Here is an 18,243-nt window from a genome sequence, read left to right as displayed (position 1 = left end):
GTCAGCCGATCCTCAACAGTGCGACGCCCCAGGTGCCGAACCCGTGGCTGATGGTCATGACGATCTCCCCCGGCGCGACGCCGTCCTCCAGATAGGTCTGCAGATTGATCAGGTTGTCGGCCGAATGCACATGCGCGTAGTCCGCGATGTTGTCCAGGTAGCACAGGTCGTGGTCGAGTCCGGCCGAATCGGCCATGAACCGCACGGCCTCCTCGTTGACGTTGTTGGCGATGATGCGGCGCACGTCGCCGCGGTCCAGACCGGCGCGGTCGAGCATATCGGCCACCGCGCGGGACAGGCCACGCTTGGTCAGCCCCGCCAGGGCCGGCATCTTCGCCACACGGATCAACTGGTTGGTGCCCTGGTTCGAGCCGAGCACCTCGATCCGCGACGGTTCGGCGGAGGTGATCAGACAGGCGGCGGCGCCGTCGCTCAGGACCGAGAGCGCGTCGCGCAGAATACGGGCGTGCGGGTCCGGGCACGCGTCGGAGGTGACCACCAGGACGTTGCGAGCCGATCCGGCGGCGACCAGGCTGTGCGCGATGCGCAGGGCACTCCCGAAATTCGCGCATTCGGCCAGCGTGACACCGATCGGAGTGGCGCGGGTGAGACCGAAACGCTCACAGAAGCGCAGGAAGTCACCACCGGCCAGGGCTCCGGTTTCGGGGCTCGACGACGCGTAGACCAGCAGGTCGATCTCGGCGGCATCCACCGGGATCCGATCGAGGGTGCTCGCGACGACGTCGGCGGCCAGTTGCAGCGGCGTCTGTTCGGTGCGGCAGTAGTGGTACAGGCCGAGGCCGTGCATATCGCGCAGCATGGCCGGGTCCTCCCGCAGCGGTTCGAGGCCTGCGATCGGCTCGCGGGCGCCGACCGCGTAGGAAATCCCGTGCAGGTAGACGCTCATCGGGACTGCTCCTCGCGTAGGCGGCCGGACAGATAGCGGTGCATCGCCCGCGCGGTCGGATGTTCCCAGTGCACCGCGCCGGGCAGGTCGATGCCCAGGGCGGCCGACAGTCCGTTCTTGAATTCGAGCAGCGCGAGCGAGCTCATGCCGAGCTCCAGAAAGGGTGTGGCCGGGTCGATTTCGTCGGTGTCGATGCGCAGAACGGCAGCCGTCCTGCTCAGCAACAGCTCCCACAGCGCGGTGTCGCGCTCCTCGGCCGGGAGGCAGCGCAACTCGTCCGCCAAGGCCGAGGTGGCGCCGGAACCCATGGCGCGCAACGGTTCGTACAGCGGAACGGCGCGCGCGAAGGGGTGCGCGCCGAGCCAGGCGTCGGCGTCGAGACCGATGATCGCGGCGCGCGGGCGACCGTCGTCGAGCAGCGTCTCCAGCAGTGTGTACCCCGCCGCCGGTGTCAGCGAGCGGATTCCGCGGCCGGCCAGATACTCCTCCGTCGCGGTGCTGCGTGCGGCGAGTCCGGTATCGCGGAACGGGCCCCAGGCCACCGCGGTAGCCGCCAGGCCCTGGGCGCGCCGGTAGTGGGCCAGGCCGTCGAGAAACGCGTTGGCGGCGGCATAGTTCAGTTGACCGCCCGAGGGCAGCACCGTCGCGGTGGAGGAGTACATCACGAAGTACTCGATGGGGTCACCCGCCACGGCGCGGTGCACATTCCACGCTCCCAACGCCTTGGGGCGCAGCACCGGATCGAACTGGGCCCAACTCTGGTTGGTCAATACGGCGTCACGCAGGACGGCCGCGAGATGGAACACACCGCGCACCGGGCCGACCCGGGAGCGCAACCGCGCGACGGCGGCGCCGACCTCGGCCGCGTCGGCGACGTCGGCGCGCTCCACCCGGACCCGCTCTCCATCGGCATTGAGTTCGTCGATGATCGCGCGTTCCTCGGCATTCGGCTCGCGGCGGGCCAGCAGCCCGATCTGCGCGCCGCCGCGTTCGACCAGGGTGCGGGCCAGGTCGAGACCGAGCCCGCCGAGGCCGCCGGTGATCAGGATGCAGCCGGGTTCGGCCAGCCCCTGCGCGGCGCCGCGCACGATGTCGGTGGTGGCCGCCTCGTCGGTCACCAGCACCAGTTTCCCGGTGTGCGCGCCGGTGCTCATGAGACGAAAGACCTCCGGCGCCGCGGCGATCGGATAGGTCTGCACCGGAAGCGGTCTCAGTTCGCCGGAGACGACGCGGTCCAGGGTGTGGTGCAGAAGTTCGGCGAACACGGCGGGGCGTTCGCGGTGCAGTCCGGCCATATCGACCGCGGTGTAGGTGATCCGGCGTTTGAAATGTTCCAGTGGCAGCCGCCCCGAGCCGTAGATATCGCGTTTGCCGAGCTCGAGGAAGATTCCGTCGGCGGCGACCGTGCGCAGACTCGCCTCGGCGGCCGCGCCGGTGAGGGAGTTGAGCACGATATCGACCCCCGCGCCGCCGGTGACGTCGAGAACCTGCTGCTCGAATTCCATAGTGCGCGAATCGAAGACGTGCTCGATACCCAGCTCTCGGAGGAAGCGGCGCTTTTCCTCGGTGCCCGCGGTGGCGATGATCTCCAGCCCGTGCCGCTGGGCCACCGCGATGGCCGCCGAACCCGTTCCCCCCGTACCCGAGTGGATCAGGATGCGCATGCCCGGGCGCACCCGGGCGAGATGTTCGAGCGCGTAACACGCGGTGGTGTAGGCGGTGGGCAGCGCCGCGGCGTCGGTGAGCGGGAACGTCTCCGGCAGCCGATGAACCAGTGCCGCGTCCGCGACGGCATGGGTGGCCAGGCTGTTCAGCGCCACCGCCACCACCCGGTCGCCCACACGCACCGTATCGACGTCGGTGCCCACGGCTGCGACGGTGCCCGCGCATTCCGATCCCAGGGGCACGGCGTCGAGATCCGAGAAGAAGCCCATGGCCCACATGACGTCGGCGAAGTTGAGACCGGCCGCGGCCACCGCGATGACGACCTCGCGCGGGCCCGGTCGCGGGAGGCCGCGTCCGCGCAGCGTCAGCGTCTGCAATCGGCCCGGCTCGTCGATATCCACCCCGAACCCGCGGGTTCCGGCGGCGACGACGGGCGGATCCGGGTTCAGCCGGACCCGGTCGAGGCGCGCGACCCAGCGCATTCCGGCGCGCAGCGCGATATGTCGCTCACTGCCGTCGGCGAGTTCCGCGACCAAATCGGCCGCGTCGTCGCCGTCCACGCCCGCATCGGCGGCCAGGTCGATGAGCGTGGTCCGCAATTCGGGGTGTTCGGCGGCCAGGGCCGTGCCGAAACCCCACAGACCGGCCTGCCACGGATCGACGCATTCCCGCGCCACCGCCTGTCCGCCTCGCGTGACCACCCACAGGCGCGGCGCGGAGGTCATCCGCACGAGGGTGCGCGCGAGGCCGAGCAGGGCGGCGAGATCGGCGAATGCCGTTGCGCCGTCCTCGGTTCCGGCGAGGTACAGGATGTGGTCCGCGGGTTCATCGAAGGACGCGGCCTCCGGTTCGCTCTCGTCGGCACTCGGCGCGACCGCGGCGGTGGCGGTCTCGGCGCCCGCCGCCACGAGCTCCCGGATCAGCGTTGCGGATCCCAGCGGTACGTCGTCCTCCGCGTCGCCGCCGACGACCACCCAGCGCCCCGAGAGCCGGCCGGTCGTACGCGGGTGCTGCTGCCAATCGACCGCGAGGACGGCGGCCTCGGCGGTATCCGCGCTGTCGACGCGGGTCGCGGTCAACTCGCGCACCGTGGCGACGAGGGAACCGTCGTCGGCGTAGATGTCGAGATCGGCGGTCTGCAGGCGTCCTTCGCGAGAGTAGCGGCGCACGTGGGCGTGGACCTGAGGCGGAATGTGGTCGGCGACGGACAGGGCGCCGATCGCGGACGGCAGGAACAGTTCGTCCCCGGCCAGGGCGCCGACCACCTGGAAACATCCGTCCAGCACCGCGGCCGCCGTCACTCCCTGCTCGGGATCGCGCGCGCCGGTGACCGCGCTCACCCGGCCGAGCGCCTCGCCGTCGCCGACCGACAGCTCCGTCACGGTGCGGAACGCGGGCCCGTAGCGGGTGCCGTTGCGGGTGTAGGCCGCGTAGAGATCCTGCGGATCGACCGCGGTGAGGCAGCGCCGCTGTGCCGCGCTCAGGCCCGGCGCCTCCGGCAGGTGCTCGCCCGAGACGATCCGCCCACGGGCGTGCTCGGTCCACACCGTGGCCGCGTCGTTCGATTCGGCCGAACGGGCGCTGATCCGAAATTCGTTGTCGCGCAACACCACCTGCACTCGGCGGCCGGACTCGGGCAGGGTCAGCACTCGTTCGAACCGGATATCGGCGAAATGGCATCCCGGTCCGAAACCGTGCTGCAGGCGTGCCGCGGCGGCGAGATTGACCAGCCAGGCACCGGCGGCGACCGGGGTGTCGCCCACGGCGTGGTCGAGCAGCCAGGGCGAGCGGGCGGGATCGACCACCCGCTGCAGGAGGCGTTCGCCGCTGACGGACGATTCGACCACAGCCTGTCCGCCGTGCTGTTCGGCGGCCACATCCCAATCGGAGCGCGCCCAGAACCGCTTGTGCTGCCACGGATACGACGGCAGGTCGACGATCCGGCCGCGCACCCCGGCAGCGGCCCAGTCCACGGGTAGTCCGTGCACGTACAACCGGGCGATCAGCTCCAGGATGTCGCGGCGGGCGTAGCCCTTGCGCCTTAGGGAACCGGCCACCGCGCCCCGGTCGTTCGAGGCATCGATGCGGGCGCGAATACCGTCGACCAGGACCGGATTCGGCCCGATCTCGACGAAGGTCGCCGGGCCCTCCGCGAGCACCCGCTCGACCGTCTCGTCGAGGCGGACCGTGCTGCGCAGATTGCGGGCCCAGTAGTCGGCGGTCAGCGCACCGGTGGGGAGGTAGTCGGACTCGACGGTGGACAGGAATGCGGCCCGGCCACCCTGCATCGCGGTGATGCCGGCGATCCGTTCGACGAAGGCGTCCAGGTGCGGATCCAGCTGACGACTGTGCGCGGCCGATTCGATCTTCACCCGGCGTGGGTCGTATCCCGCTGCGGCGAGCGCCTTTTCGAGCCGGTCCAGATCGGCGACCGTGCCGGAGACGACGACCTGCGCGGGGCCGTTCACCGCGGCCAGGTCGAATGCGCCTTCGATCCGCTCCAGCCATCCGTCGAGCTCGCCGACGCTCATCGGCACCGACAGCATGCCGCCGGTTCCCTCGATCGCCCGCAGCACCCGGTTGCGGTGAACGATGACCGCGGCCGCGTCCGCGACGCTCAGTGCCCCGGCCACCCGGGCGGCCGCGATCTCACCGACGCTGTGGCCGATGACGGCATCGGGGCGGAATCCGTTCGCCGCCAGCAACTCCGCCAATCCGATCTGCACGGCGAAGGACATGGGCTGGGCGAGATCGATACGGCCGCCGTCGGATTCGCCGGCGGCCAGCAGTTCCGCGATATCGATGCCCAGATGGGGTTCGAAGGCGGCCGCGCATCGCCGCACCGCCTCGGCGAAGACCGGATGATCGGCCATGAGCTGGGCGCCCATCCCGGGCCAGTGCCCACCGAATCCGGCGAAGACGAAGACCAGGGCGCCCGGTTCGCCGCGGCGGCCACGGATCACGCCCGCGCGGTCGCGGTCCTCGGCGATGGCGGTGAGGCCGCGTTGCAGTGCGGCGGCGGTTTCGCCGATCACCACGGCACGATGGTCGAGTGCGGCGCGGCGGGACGCGGTGAAGCACAGGTCCCGCGCGGGCGTATCGGCCGCCAATGCGTCGCGCACGCGAAGTGCCGTCTCTCGCAGGGCCTGACCGGTTGCCGCCGACAGCGGCAGGACCAGCAGTTCCCGCGCCGGTTCGGCGGCTTCCTCGGGTGCCGATCCGGTTCCGGGGGCCGCGGTGATGATCGTATGCGCGTTGGTCCCGCTGAATCCGAACGCGCTGACCCCGGCGTAGACCGGTTCGGCGCCGGGGATCTCTTGCGCGGCGGCGGGGATCACGATCGGCGTGGCATCCCAGTCGATCAGCGGATTCGGTGCGTCGAAATGCAGTGTGGGCGGGACGATCCGGTCGCGGACGACCGTGATGGCCTTGAGCAGTCCGGCGATCCCGGCGGCCGGTTCCAGATGTCCCAGATTGCCCTTCGCCGATCCGACGAGCAGCGGTCGGTCGCGTTCGGCACCGAAAACCGCCGAGAGCGCGCGTAATTCGATCGGGTCGCCGAGCGGGGTGCCGGTGCCGTGCGCCTCGATGTAGTCGATGCGGCCGGCCTCCACCTTCGCCTCGCGCAACGCCTCTCGCAGCACCTGTTCCTGGGCGCGGCCGTTGGGGGCGGTGAGGCCGTTGCTACGACCGTCCTGGTCGACGGCGGTGGCCACGATCGAGGCCAGCACGCGGTCGCCGGCGGCGTGGGCGGCGGATTCGCGCTTCAGTACGACGACGCCGCATCCCTCGCCCCGCACCAGTCCGTCGGCGGCCGCGGAGAAGGGTGCGCAGCGATTGCTCGGCGAGGGCGCCCGCAGTTTCGACATCGAGATCATCGACTGCGGGGAGACGATCAGATTGACTCCGGCCACCAAGGCCAGATCGCACTCTCCCGAACGCAGGCTCTGCACCGCCAGATGCAGCGCGACCAGCGCGGACGAGCACGCGGTATCGACGACCAGGGCGGGGCCCTGCAGTCCGAGGTGGTAGGCGATGCGCCCGGCCGCCACCGACGGCGCCAGACCGGTCGCGGAGTAGATGTCGATCGCCGCCGGGTCGGTGGCCGCGGCGCCGTAATCGTTGGGGCACATGCCGACGAAGACGCCGGTTCGGCTTTCGCGCAGGGTTTCCGGTGGGACCGCGGCGTGCTCGAGCGCCTCCCACGTGACCTCGAGCAGCAGTCGTTGCTGCGGGTCCATGGCCTCGGCCTCGCGCGGTGAGATACCGAAGAAGGCGGCATCGAAATCGCCGATATCGGTGAGCGCGCCCATCTTCGCGATGAAGGATCGGCCGGGTGCGTCGGTATCGGCGTCGTAGTAGTGCTCGACATCCCAGCGGTCCGGCGGAATGTCGACCACGCCGTCGCCGCCCGCGCGCAGGAATTCGGCGAAGCCGTCCAGCGAATCGACCCCGCCGGGCAGGCGGCAGCCCGCACCGATCACGGCGACCGGCTCACTGCGCTGCGCCAGCGCCCCACGGGCGGTGCGCAAGGCGGCGATGGCGCCGCGTAAGGCTTCGCTGCTGTCGCCGTCCTCGGGCAGCGCACTCGGATTCGTCGCGGTCGGGGTCAACGCAGCACCTCTTCCAGGGCGGCCACTTCCGCGCGAGCCAGCGCGATGAGATCGGATTCGCTCAGCCCGTCGAGCGGAGTACGGGTCGTGCTGACGGGGATGTCGAACGGGGCGGGGTGCGGGCCGGCCGCGGCGTCGTGGTGCTCCGGGCCCGGATCGGTCGTCGTCGGTGCCGCCGCGGTCGCCGGTACCGGCATCGCCGGTTGCGCAACCGGTTCGGGCGGGATCGTCGGCGCGACGGCCAATCGAGCGGTGAGCTCGGTGATTTGCGCTGTCACCGTGGGGAATTCGAAGGCGAACGCCGCCTCGATCGGCAGCGCCAGGGCACGGCCCAGGACGGTGCGCAATTCGATCGCCATCAACGAGTCGAAACCGAGTTCCTGCAGCGGGGTGTGCAGATCGACGGGATCGGACTCCGGCATCTGGAACACCTGCCGGACACTCGCCACGACGACGGCGCTCACCCGGCGGCGCAGCAGGAACAGGTCCGCGGCCGACCGCGCGGGCTCGACGGCCGCGGTCGCCGACGCGTCCGGCGTGGTCGCATCTACGTCAGCGCGGGGCGCCGATTCGGGGACGGTGGAATCGGAGACGGGTTCCCGGATTTCGGCCGATGCTGTCGTCGCCGGACGCGATGCGTCGGCCGTGTCGAGTGTGGCCGTCCGGGCGGCGTCGCGGGCGTCCACGCCGAGCGCTTCGGCATGCGGAGCGGGCGCCGTCGCGGCCGGCGCACTCGGTTCACCGAGGGCCGAGCCGGGCGCTTCCACCCAGTACCGGCGGCGTTGGAACGGGTAGGTGGGCAGCGTGATCCGGGGGTAGTGGGTGCCGTGCAGGTCACGCAGGTCGTCGACGGCTCCGGCCGCGAACAGTCCGGCCGTGCACCGGGTCAGTTCGCCGCGGGTGGTACCCGTGGTGAGCCGGCGGTTCTCGGATTCGGTCAGGCGGTTCCCGCCGAGGTCGGTCAGCGTCGCCCCCGCGATTTCGGCGACGACGGTGCAGTCGAGTTCCCGCAGCGTGGCGAAGGCTCGGTCCAGATGTGCGGGCCACAGCGGGCGGGCCGACCAGTACGCGGGATCGGCTGCTTCGCGGCCGAGGCGCATCCCGGTGTGCGCGGAGACGACGGTGAGTTCGGGATCGCCCGGCTGTCCCAGGTCGGGGACGGCCGTTCCCAGGTGATCGCGCAGTTCGGCGTGGGTCGTGGCGGCGATACCGGCGGCGCGCAGGCGCTGCAGCAGCGGCTCGCGGCCGCCGGGACCGGCCTCCAGCAGGTAGCGGTTGCCGGTGTGACCGCACCGGCGCGCCCCGGTTTCGCGCAGCACCGCGTCGAGCAGGGCGTCGTCGTCGGTGCGTGCGACCGCACGCTCGCCGAGCAGGGCCGCGGTCGACACCGAAGCCCGCAGTGCCACAGCGGGTTCCAGAATTCCGGTGATCGCGGCGACGACGTACTCCCCGACCCCGACGCCCAGGACGGCAGCCGGGCGCAGTCCTGATGCCAGCAGCTGGCGAGTGAGGGCGTAGCGGTGCACGAAGGCCAGCGCATCCGCCAGGCCGGGTACCCGCTGCGCCTGATGGGGTGCGAGCCCCGCGAACAGGGCGGTGCGGAAACTCTCCCGCGACGAGGTCGCGTCCAGACATTCGTCGACGGCGGTGCGGAAAACGCCGGAGCCGGTGTAGTTCTCGCGATCGAGCGGCTCCACACCGGGTTCTCGATGGCCGATCAACAGGGCGGTGCGCACGGCTCGACCGCGCGGCACATGGCCGGTCGTGACCGCCAGCTGCCACTGTCCGGTGGAATGGGCGTCCAAGGCGGCCGCCATCGCGGTGGTACTCCCGGCCACCACGGCGAGCCGGTGCTCGAACGTGTTCCGTCCGAGATTGGCTGTCGCGCAGACCGATTCGAGCTGCGCTGGCTCGGCGGTGCGCAGTGCCAGCGCGAATCGCCGCGACTGCGCCCGCAACGCTTCGTCGGTCCGCGCGGACAACGTCAGCAGACCCGAGGGCACGGCGGTCGCGGATGGCACGGCCACCGGCGGCTGTTCGACCACCACGTGCGCGTTGGTCCCGCTGAACCCGAACGAACTGACGCCCGCGATCCGCGATCCCGCCGGCCACGATGTGGTCTCGGTGACCACCCGCGCCGATCCGGACGCCCAATCGATGCGCGGGTTCGGTTCCCGTACATGCAGGGTCGGCGGCACCACACCGCGTTGTACGGCCAGTGCCGCCTTGATCAGGCCGGCGATTCCCGCGGCCGTCTCGGCGTGCCCGAAGTTCGATTTGATCGACCCGACCCACAGCGGCGCTCGTGCGGCGCCGAAGACGGAATTCAGCGCGCCGATTTCGATCGGATCGCCCAGGGCGGTGCCCGTGCCGTGTGCCTCGATGTAGTTCACCTGCGCCGGTTCGACATTCGCCGTCCGCAGCGCGGCCCGCACCACCGCCTCCTGGGCGCGGGCGCTCGGCACGGTGAGCCCGCCGGTCCGGCCGTCGTGGTTGACCGCGGAACCGCGGATCACCGCGTAGATCCGGTCGCCGTCGCGCTGTGCCTGCGACAACCGCTTGAGCACCACCAGACCGGCTCCCTCGGCGCGGCCGTACCCGTCGGCGGAGGCATCGAAGGTCTTGCAGCGGCCGTCCGGCGACAGCGCGCGGATGCGGCAGCAGAACATCGTCGAGAACGGCGAGAGGATCAGATTCACGCCACCGGCCAGCGCGGTCGAACAGTCGCCGTTGCGCAGGCTCTGCACCGCCTGATGCACCGCCACCAGCGACGACGAGCACGCGGTGTCGACCAGCGACACCGGTCCGTGCAGATCCAGCGTGTACGCCACCCGGCCCACCGCGATACTCGGTGTATTGCCCAGTCCCGCATAGGCGTTCATGGCCTCGGGGACATCTGCGACGGCGACGCGGTCGTAGTCGCGCCAGCTGAATCCGACGAACAGCCCGGTATCGGATCCGCGCAGCCGCCGGGGCGCGATACCCGCGTTCTCCACCGCCTCCCACGCGATCTCCAGCAGGAGCCGCTGCTGCGGATCCATCGCGCGCGCTTCCCGGGGTGAAATGCCGAAGAAGTCGGCGTCGAACATATCCACGGCGTCGAGGAATCCGCCGCGGGTGGTGTAGATGGTGCCGGGCTTGTCCGGGTCCGGATCGTAGAACCGGTGCACATCCCACCGATCGCCCGGCTGTTCGCCGGTGGCGTCGACACCACCGGCGACGACGTCCCACAGGCTGTCCGGATCGGTGATGCCGCTGGGGAAGCGGCAGCCGATGCCGACGATCGCGATCGGTTCCGCCGGGCGGGGTTCGGCCAGCCGCTCGCGGGCCGCGCGCAGGGCCGCGGCGATGCGGTGTTCGCGGTCAGGTGTCGCACCGCCGGTGCCGGCGGATTCGGAAGGTGCTGCGGACATATCCCTCACCACTGTGCGTCGCTGTGTAATGCCGCCTCCAGCAGAGCCAGCTCGGCGGCGATCGGATCCTCCGACGGGGGTGCGGCGGGCCGCGCCGACGGGGGTGGTTCCGAAGCTGCCGCTTGCGACTCGGCCGAGGACGGACCGGCCGGACTCGCGACAGCGGCGGTCGGCGCCGCCGGATCCGCAACCGGCGCAGCTGGCGCAGCCGAAGTCGGCGCGGCCGAGGTGTCCGAATACGACCCGGTCGGTGCCGAGCCCCTGGGTGGTACGGCGGCGGCGTGTGGTGGTCCGTCCTGTGTCGTCACCTGTTGCGACCGGGCAGGGACCGCAGCCGGGGCCGGCACGTCGGCTTCCCCGGAACCGATTGCGGCCGAAAGGTATTCGGCCACCTTCTCGACGGTCGGATAGTCGAATCCGAAGGTCGCGGGCAGCGCGAGTCCGAAACCGTCCTGCAGGCGCGAGCGCAGTTCGACGACCGCGAGGGAGTCCATGCCGAGCTGGGTGAACCCCTCCTCCGGGTCGATCAGATGCCCGTCGTCGAGTCCCAGCACCGCCTTCACCTCGGTGGCCGTCAGGTCACGGACCAGGGCCGGCCGGTCGGTCCGGGCAGCGGTCAGAACCCGTTCCCGCAGCGATGCGGCCGGTCCGGCGGCGGCGGGGGTGGCGGCGATACTTCCGTACCACGGGTCACCGCCCGCGGCCGCGGCCAGTTTCGGCCAGTCCAGATCGGCGGCGACGACGGTCGGTCCGGCTGCGACCAGATTGCCGGCGAGCAGTCGCAGTCCCTGTTCCGGCGAGAGCGGGCGATAACCGCGCAGCCGAGCCCGCGCGCGATCCTCGGCGTCGAGCCGGGCCGCCATCCCGATCTCCGCCCACGGACCCCACGCGATGCTGGTCGCGGGGATACCCTGGGCCCGCAGCACGGACGCGTACCCGTCCAGATAGGCATTGGCCGCGGCGTAGTTGGCTTGCCCGCCCGCACCGACGGTCGCCGTCAGCGACGAGAAGAACACCACGAAATCGGTTTCCGCGCCGAGGATGTCGCGCAGCGAACGAATCCCGCCGACCTTGGGCGCGAGGACCTTCTCGAATCGCCCGGCGTCCAGCCCGGCGATCGTCGCATCGTCCAGCACCCCGGCCGCGTGCACGATCCCGCCGAGCGGATGCGGCGCCGCGGCGATCACGCCGGCGAGCGATTCGGTGCCGATATCGGCGGTGTGCACGGTGACCGGGCAACCGCCGTCGCGGATCTCGTCCAGCAGCCGCGCGGTCTCCGGATCGGGAGCGGTGCGGCCGACGAGTACGAGGTGGCCCGCGCCCTGTTCGGCCAGCAGACGCGCCACGCGCGGGCCGATGCCCCGGAGACCGCCCGTGACGAGATAACTGCGATCGGGCCGGATCCGCACATCCGTCCCCGGATGTGCACGGCGAAGCCGCGCGACGTAGCGGTCCTTCCCGCGATGCGCGATCCGCATCTCCGGCGACCACCGATGGATCTCCTCCGCCAGCCGCACCAGCGACGAATCCGCATCGTCGTCCAGATCGACTGTGCTGCAGTGTAATTCCGGGTACTCGCGTCGAACGACCGTGGCGATACCCCAGAGCATGGTCGCGGCCGGATCGGTGACGTCGACGTCGCCGGTCACCGGCTGAGCGCTACGAGTCGGCCACCACACGCGGACGCGTTCGGACGCCAGCGCCGGTAGCGGTCGCACAGCCGCGGCACACCGCTGGGCGGCCTCGCCGACGAACTGCGCGCTCTCGCCGTCCGTCGTGGACAAACCGCGCAGGTCGACGAAGCCGCGACGATCCGCCGCGGCGAATTCCACCGGCCAGGGCGCTGCTTCGGCGTCGGTGGCAACGTGGCGGGTGATGCCCGATCCCGGCGGTACCTCCGCGCCGATCAACACGGTCACGGCCGGAATCGCCCGCTCGCGCAGCACCCGCGCGAACCGGCTCAACCGGTCGGGTTCGTCGTCGATCACCAGCAGCGACACCGGCTCGGCGCCCGCCCCGGCCGCCTCGGTGCGCTGCCAGTGTTGTTCGTGGGTGATATCGGCCGTCTTGCGGGCGAGCGCCCGCTCCACCTGTGCGCGGCTGATGCGCCGCGATTCGAATCCGTCCACGGCGACCACCAATTCGCCGGTGACGTCGTACATCCGGATATGCGCGGTGAACGCCTCGTCCCCCGCGCCGTGCCCGCCCGCCAAACGGGCGTGGATCCACAGCGGGCCCTCGGTGCGGCGGCCGGAGAAGTAGTAGCGGTCGATACTGAACGGAACGTAGATGTTCTCCTGGGCCCGCAGCAGAGCGTTGTCGTATTTCCAGCAGCTGTTGAGCACCTGGAACGCGGCTTCGACCAGCCCCGCGTGCAGCGGCTCCGGCCCGATCTCGACCCCCTCGGGACGGGTCGTCAGGCACAGTGCCTCGTTGTCGCCACGCCAGATGGTCTCGATCCAGTGGAAGGAGTTCCCGGTGTCGAGCCCCGGCACCCAGACGTCCCGATAGAACTCGAGTCCGGACAGCTGCTGCGGACAGCGGGCGAGAACATCGCCGCGATCGGCATCACCGAAGGTCGCATCCGATTCGGCGGGAGCACTGTCCAGCGCGGTGCGGAACAGCGCCGGCCACGCCGCGCCCACAGCGGATTCCTCTTCCGCGACGAGGGTCACGTCCCAGCCCGAACCGTTCGGGCGCAGCACCAATTGTGCGCGGCGGCTCCCGCCGTCGGACACGGCGAACGGATTGAGGAACAACGTGTCCCGCAGCGCGTACGGCCCGTCGATGTGGTGCGCCGCCGCGGCCAGCACCATCGCGATATGCGAGGCACCGGGCACGACCGCGGTGCCGAACAGCCGGTGATCGGTCACATACGACGGGGAGTCGCAGGCGAAACTCCGCTCGTAGCGGATCTCCTCCGAGAGCGGCAGATCCACCGGACGGCCGGGCAGCCCGGTGTCCTCGGCGGCGCCGACGGTACGGCGAAGCGCACGTTCCGGTTCGATCCAGAAGCGGCTGCGCTGGAAGGCGTAGGTGGGCAGCGGGATCCGGCTCCCCAGCGCGAACGGGCCCCACGGCGTCGGGCAGATATCCATACCGATCGCATAGAGTTTCGCCGCGGCGATCAGCAGGGTCCGCTGGACATCGTGTGGCCCGTCGGCCGCGAGTACGGTGTGCACCCCGTGCCGATCGGCGGCCAGCCGCAGTCGGGCGCGTTCGTCGCTGCGCCGGCCCAGTACCAGCATCCGATCACAACCCGCGGCCGTCACACACGACTCGACATCCGATGCTCGCGAGACGAGCCACAGCTCGCGGCGATCACCCGGCGCCAGCGGTGTCGCAGCGGCGGCGTGTCGCATCGCGGTCGCCAGATCCACGACACCGGTTATCACCGCCGCCACGTATTCGCCTGTGCCGTAACCGATCACCGCATCCCACCGCAGGCCGCACGCCCGCCACACCTGCACCAAGACGTACAGCCGGGCCAGATCCGCTTGGAGTCCGGTGGGTTCGGCGCCGCCGAGCGCGGCGGTCACCTCCGCCCGCGCCGTCCGCACCACCGCATCGTCGGCGTACAGGTCGAGGAATGCGTCGACACCGGCTTCGGGGGCGTCGCCCAGGACCAGGCACAGCCGCCGGTCCGCATGCTGTTCCGCCTCGGTGAACAATGCCGCCGCGGGTTCACCACGCAGGTACGCCGCCAGCACCGCCCGCAACTCCGGCAGCGAGGAGATCACCGCGGCCAGCCGACGTTCGTGCTGCTCGCGACCGAAACCTGTTGTGTAGCAGATATCTTCGATGGCCGTATCGTCGGTCAGCCGATCGAGGTAGCGTTGCGCGAGGTCGCGCAGGGCCGCATCGGAACGCGCCGACAACCGGAACAGACCGCTCCAGCCCGCGGGGACGGCGGTGGTGGCGCGCGGCGGCGCGGCGTCGAGCACCGCGTGTGCGTTGGTGCCGCCGATGCCGAACGCCGACACGGTGGCGATCCGCGGCCGATCCGGCGGCCACGCCCGCGACCGCGGCGAAACCTGGAACGGCGTCTCGGACCACGGGATGCGGCTGCTGGGCCGCTCCAGATTCGCCAGTCCCGGCAGAACCGCGTGATCCAATGCCAGTACGGCCTTGACGAATCCCGCTACTCCGGCGGCGGTATCGAGATGGCCGATATTGGCCTTCACCGACCCGACGTCGCACCGATCCTCGCGCGGTCCCCCGAAAGCTTCGGTGAGCGCGGCGATCTCCATCGGATCACCCATCGGGGTGGCCGTACCGTGCGCCTCGACGTACCCGATCTCCGCGGGCGCTACCCCGGCCACACGGTGCGCCCGGCGAATGACCTCGACCTGGCCGTCGACACTCGGCGCGGTGAAGCCGACCTTCGCCGCGCCGTCGTTGTTGATCGCGGTGCCGCGCACCACGGCGAAGATCCGGTCACCGTCGCGCACCGCGTCGTCGAGCCGTTTGAGGACGACCACGCCCGCACCGTTGCCGAAGATGGTGCCGCCGGCCTGCTCGTCGAAGGCGCGGCAGTGCCCGTCCGGCGAGGCGACCATCCCCTCCTGATGCAGATACCCGACCCGATCGGGCACTCGCACGGCGACACCACCGGCCACCGCGATCTCACATTCGCCGCGGCCGATGGATTGGCAGGCCAGATGGATCGCGACCAGCGAGGTCGAACAGGCGCTCTGCACGGTGACGGCAGGTCCGTGCAGGTCGAGGCGATAGGCGATCGAGGTGGGCAGGAAGTCCGCTTCGTTGCCCACCTTGATCTGGTAGTGCTGGGTGGAGGGCAACTGGGTGAAGTCGTCGGCGAAATAACGATGGAAGTAGCTGCTGGGCAGTCCGCCCACGAACACCCCGGTGCGCGGCCGCTGCGGCGCACCACCGTAGCCCGCGTGTTCGAGCGCCTCGACCGCGCATTCCAGCAGCAGCCGGTGCTGCGGATCGGTGACCTGCGCCTCGCGGGCGGTGAAGCCGAAGTAGTCGGCGTCGAATCCGGCGATATCGTCCAGGACCGCCGCGGTGCGCACATAATTCGGCGCGGCGATGCGCTCGGCCGACTCGCCCGCGGCCCGGAGTTGCTCGTCGTCGAGGTCGGTCATCGTCGTGCGCGCACCCGCGATGACATCCCAGAATTCGTCGAGATCGGCGGCGCCCGGCACGCGCACGGCCATCCCGATCACCGCGAACGGACCGCTGTGGTCGGCGGCCTCGTCGGCCACATCTCGGGCGGCCACCGAGCCGGCGAGGGCCGCGGCCAGCGCGGCGACGGTCGGATAGCGGAACAGGTCCGTGCGCGCGATCGAGATGCCGAGTGCCTCTTCCAAGGCCAGGTGCACCCGGGCCACGAGCAGTGAATTGCCGCCGAGATCGAAGAAGTTCGCGGTGGCGGGAACCGAGTCGCATTCGAGCACCCGCGCCCACACCGCCGCGATCGCGTCGGAGAGTTCGTTCGGCGACGCCGTGGTTGCGCTGCGCACCGTCGCGACGGGCGCGGGCAACCTCCCGCGGTCGATCTTCCCGGCGGTATTGCGCGGAAATTCATCGAGCACAACAATTCTCGCCGGGACCATGTACGACGGCAGCAGCGCACGGGCATGCTCACGCAACACATCGGCGTCGGCCACCGCCCCGTCCGCGGGGCTCACGTAGCCGACCAGTTCGCTGCGCTGCGGATCGTCACCGAAGACCGTGACCACGGCCTCGCGCACCCCGTCGGCGGTGCGCAACGCCGACTCGACCTCACCGGCCTCGATGCGCAGGCCACGCAATTTCAGCTGATGGTCGGCTCGGCCGAGATATTCCAGGCGTCCGTCCGCCAGCCGCCGCACCCGATCGCCGGTGGCGTACAGCCGTTCTCCGGTCCGCCGGTCGGCCACGAAGCGGCCGATCTCGTCGGCGGGATCGACATAACCGCGCGCCAAGCAGACTCCGGCCAGATGCAGCTGGCCCGGAACTCCCACGGGCACAAGCTGTCCCGCCGTGTCCAAGACGATGGCGCGGACGTTCTCGATCGGCCGGCCGAGGGTGACCGCCGCTCCCGGAAGTACCTGTTCACAGGTGACGTCGACGGCCGCTTCGGTCGGTCCGTAATAGTTGTGGAGCGCGGTATCCGGCAGCAGCCGATGGAATTCGGCGGCCACATCCGCGGGCAGCGCCTCACCGCTGGTGGTCACACAGCGCAGCGAGGTACACGACTCGACTCCCGGCTCGGCCAGCCACGTGCGCAGCATCGAGGGCACGAAGTGAGCGACGGTGATCTCCTGCGCGCGAATGGTTTCCAGCAGGTAGCGCGAATCCCGATGCCCCTCCGCATCGCACAGCACCGACTGCGCACCGTGCACCAGCGGATAGAACAGATCCCACACCGACACGTCGAAGGTCAGCGGCGTCTTCTGTAGCACGCGGTCCGATTCGTCGATGCGAATCGCGCCGTGCAGCAAACGATTACAGATCGCCGCGTGCTCGATCAGCACACCTTTGGGCCGGCCGGTCGAGCCGGAGGTGTAGATGACGTAGGCCAGATCCGTCGGCGCGCCGACCCGCGCGGGCGCGGGCTCGACCTGTTCCAGGTCGTCCCACACCGCATCCAGATCGATCGCCGTGACGCCCTCGGCCGATAAGCGTCCGGCGATGTCGGCATCGTCGCACAGCACTACCGACGCGCCGGAATCGGCGAGGATCGTCGCCAGCCGCGCATCCGGATCCGCCGGATCCAGCGGCAGATAGGCCGCGCCGGCCTTCATGACACCCAGCGCCAGCACCGGCACGCGAGGCGAGCGCCGCAGGCACAGCGCGACGATCTGCCGGGGCCGCACACCCACGGCGCTCAGATATCCGGCGGCCCGCGCCGCGCGGTCGTCGAGATCGCCGTAGCTCAACGTGCCCGCCTCGGAAATCACCGCGGGACTGTGCGGCCGGCGCGCCGCTCGTTCGGCGATCAATGCGTGCAGGGTCGTCGCCGGGCGGGCCGCCGGCGGTCCGGCCGACCACTCGTCGAGGGCCGTCCGGTCGTCCTCCGGCAGCATCGGCAAGGCCGCGAGCGCGGTATCCGGATGCGCGGTGAACGCGTCGATCAGCAGCGCCCACTGCGCGAGGAGCCGGCGCACCGTCTGTGGCTCGAACAGCTCGGCATCGTATTCGCAGCGCAGTTCGCCGACGCCGCGATCGTCGACGAAGACCAGATCGCAGCCGACGACGGCCTCGAGCGCATCCTCCGCCGCGTCCGCATCGTGGTCGCCGGTGAGCTCGCAACAGGCGATCTGGAACAGCGGATGCCGATCGAAAATCGGTGTGGGGCAGAGTTTCTCGATCAGCTCGTCGAGGTCGAAGTCGGCACGCGCGGCCACCAGCCGCGACCGGGCGTCGTCGACGTCGGTGGCCAGCGCTTCCGCCGTGCGATCCGGATCGACGGCGATCCGCAGCGGAATCGGTGAATCATCCTCCGGCGCGATCACGCCGAGTGTGACCTCGGCGTGTTCGGAATGCCTGTGGATCAGGGCGACCAACGCCGCCACCGCCGGGCCCGACGCGCCGGGACGATACTCCTCCCGGGCACGCAGATATCGCTGCACCGGTGCGCGGCGGAAATCGGTGGCGATGGCGAGGACGCCGGGAAGAAAGTCGGCTTGCACAG

At 70.7% G+C, this 18,243-nt stretch carries 4 protein-coding genes; all 4 read right to left on the bottom strand.

Annotated elements, in window-relative coordinates; genetic code table 11:
* Position 1: 1 nt before the first annotated feature.
* The 4 genes from IRT45_RS05310 to IRT45_RS05295 are packed head-to-tail and all read right to left on the bottom strand — an operon-like array spanning position 2 to position 18,241.
* Positions 2 to 907 carry a 3-oxoacyl-[acyl-carrier-protein] synthase III C-terminal domain-containing protein gene (locus IRT45_RS05310; RefSeq protein WP_194804764.1) on the bottom strand — a complete coding sequence of 302 codons (906 nt, stop codon included), beginning with the start codon at positions 905 to 907 and terminating at the stop codon, positions 2 to 4.
* Positions 904 to 7,185, bottom strand: a complete 6,282-nt coding sequence (locus IRT45_RS05305; protein ID WP_194804763.1) for a type I polyketide synthase — start codon at positions 7,183 to 7,185, stop codon at positions 904 to 906. The genes IRT45_RS05310 and IRT45_RS05305 overlap by 4 nt, the downstream gene beginning before the upstream one ends.
* Positions 7,182 to 10,598, bottom strand: coding sequence for a type I polyketide synthase (locus IRT45_RS05300; RefSeq protein WP_194804762.1), 3,417 nt, complete (start codon positions 10,596 to 10,598; stop codon positions 7,182 to 7,184). The genes IRT45_RS05305 and IRT45_RS05300 overlap by 4 nt, the downstream gene beginning before the upstream one ends.
* Before the next feature lie 5 nt (positions 10,599 to 10,603).
* The gene (locus IRT45_RS05295) at positions 10,604 to 18,241 is read right to left on the bottom strand and encodes an amino acid adenylation domain-containing protein (RefSeq protein WP_194804761.1); all 7,638 of its coding nucleotides are present in this window, start codon (positions 18,239 to 18,241) and stop codon (positions 10,604 to 10,606) included.
* Positions 18,242 to 18,243: the final 2 nt, after the last annotated feature.

The organism is Nocardia sp. BSTN01 (genome assembly GCF_015354405.1).
Lineage (GTDB): Bacteria > Actinomycetota > Actinomycetes > Mycobacteriales > Mycobacteriaceae > Nocardia.
Note: the sequence above shows the minus strand (reverse complement) of the source record. Positions and strands in the feature narration are given on the sequence as shown.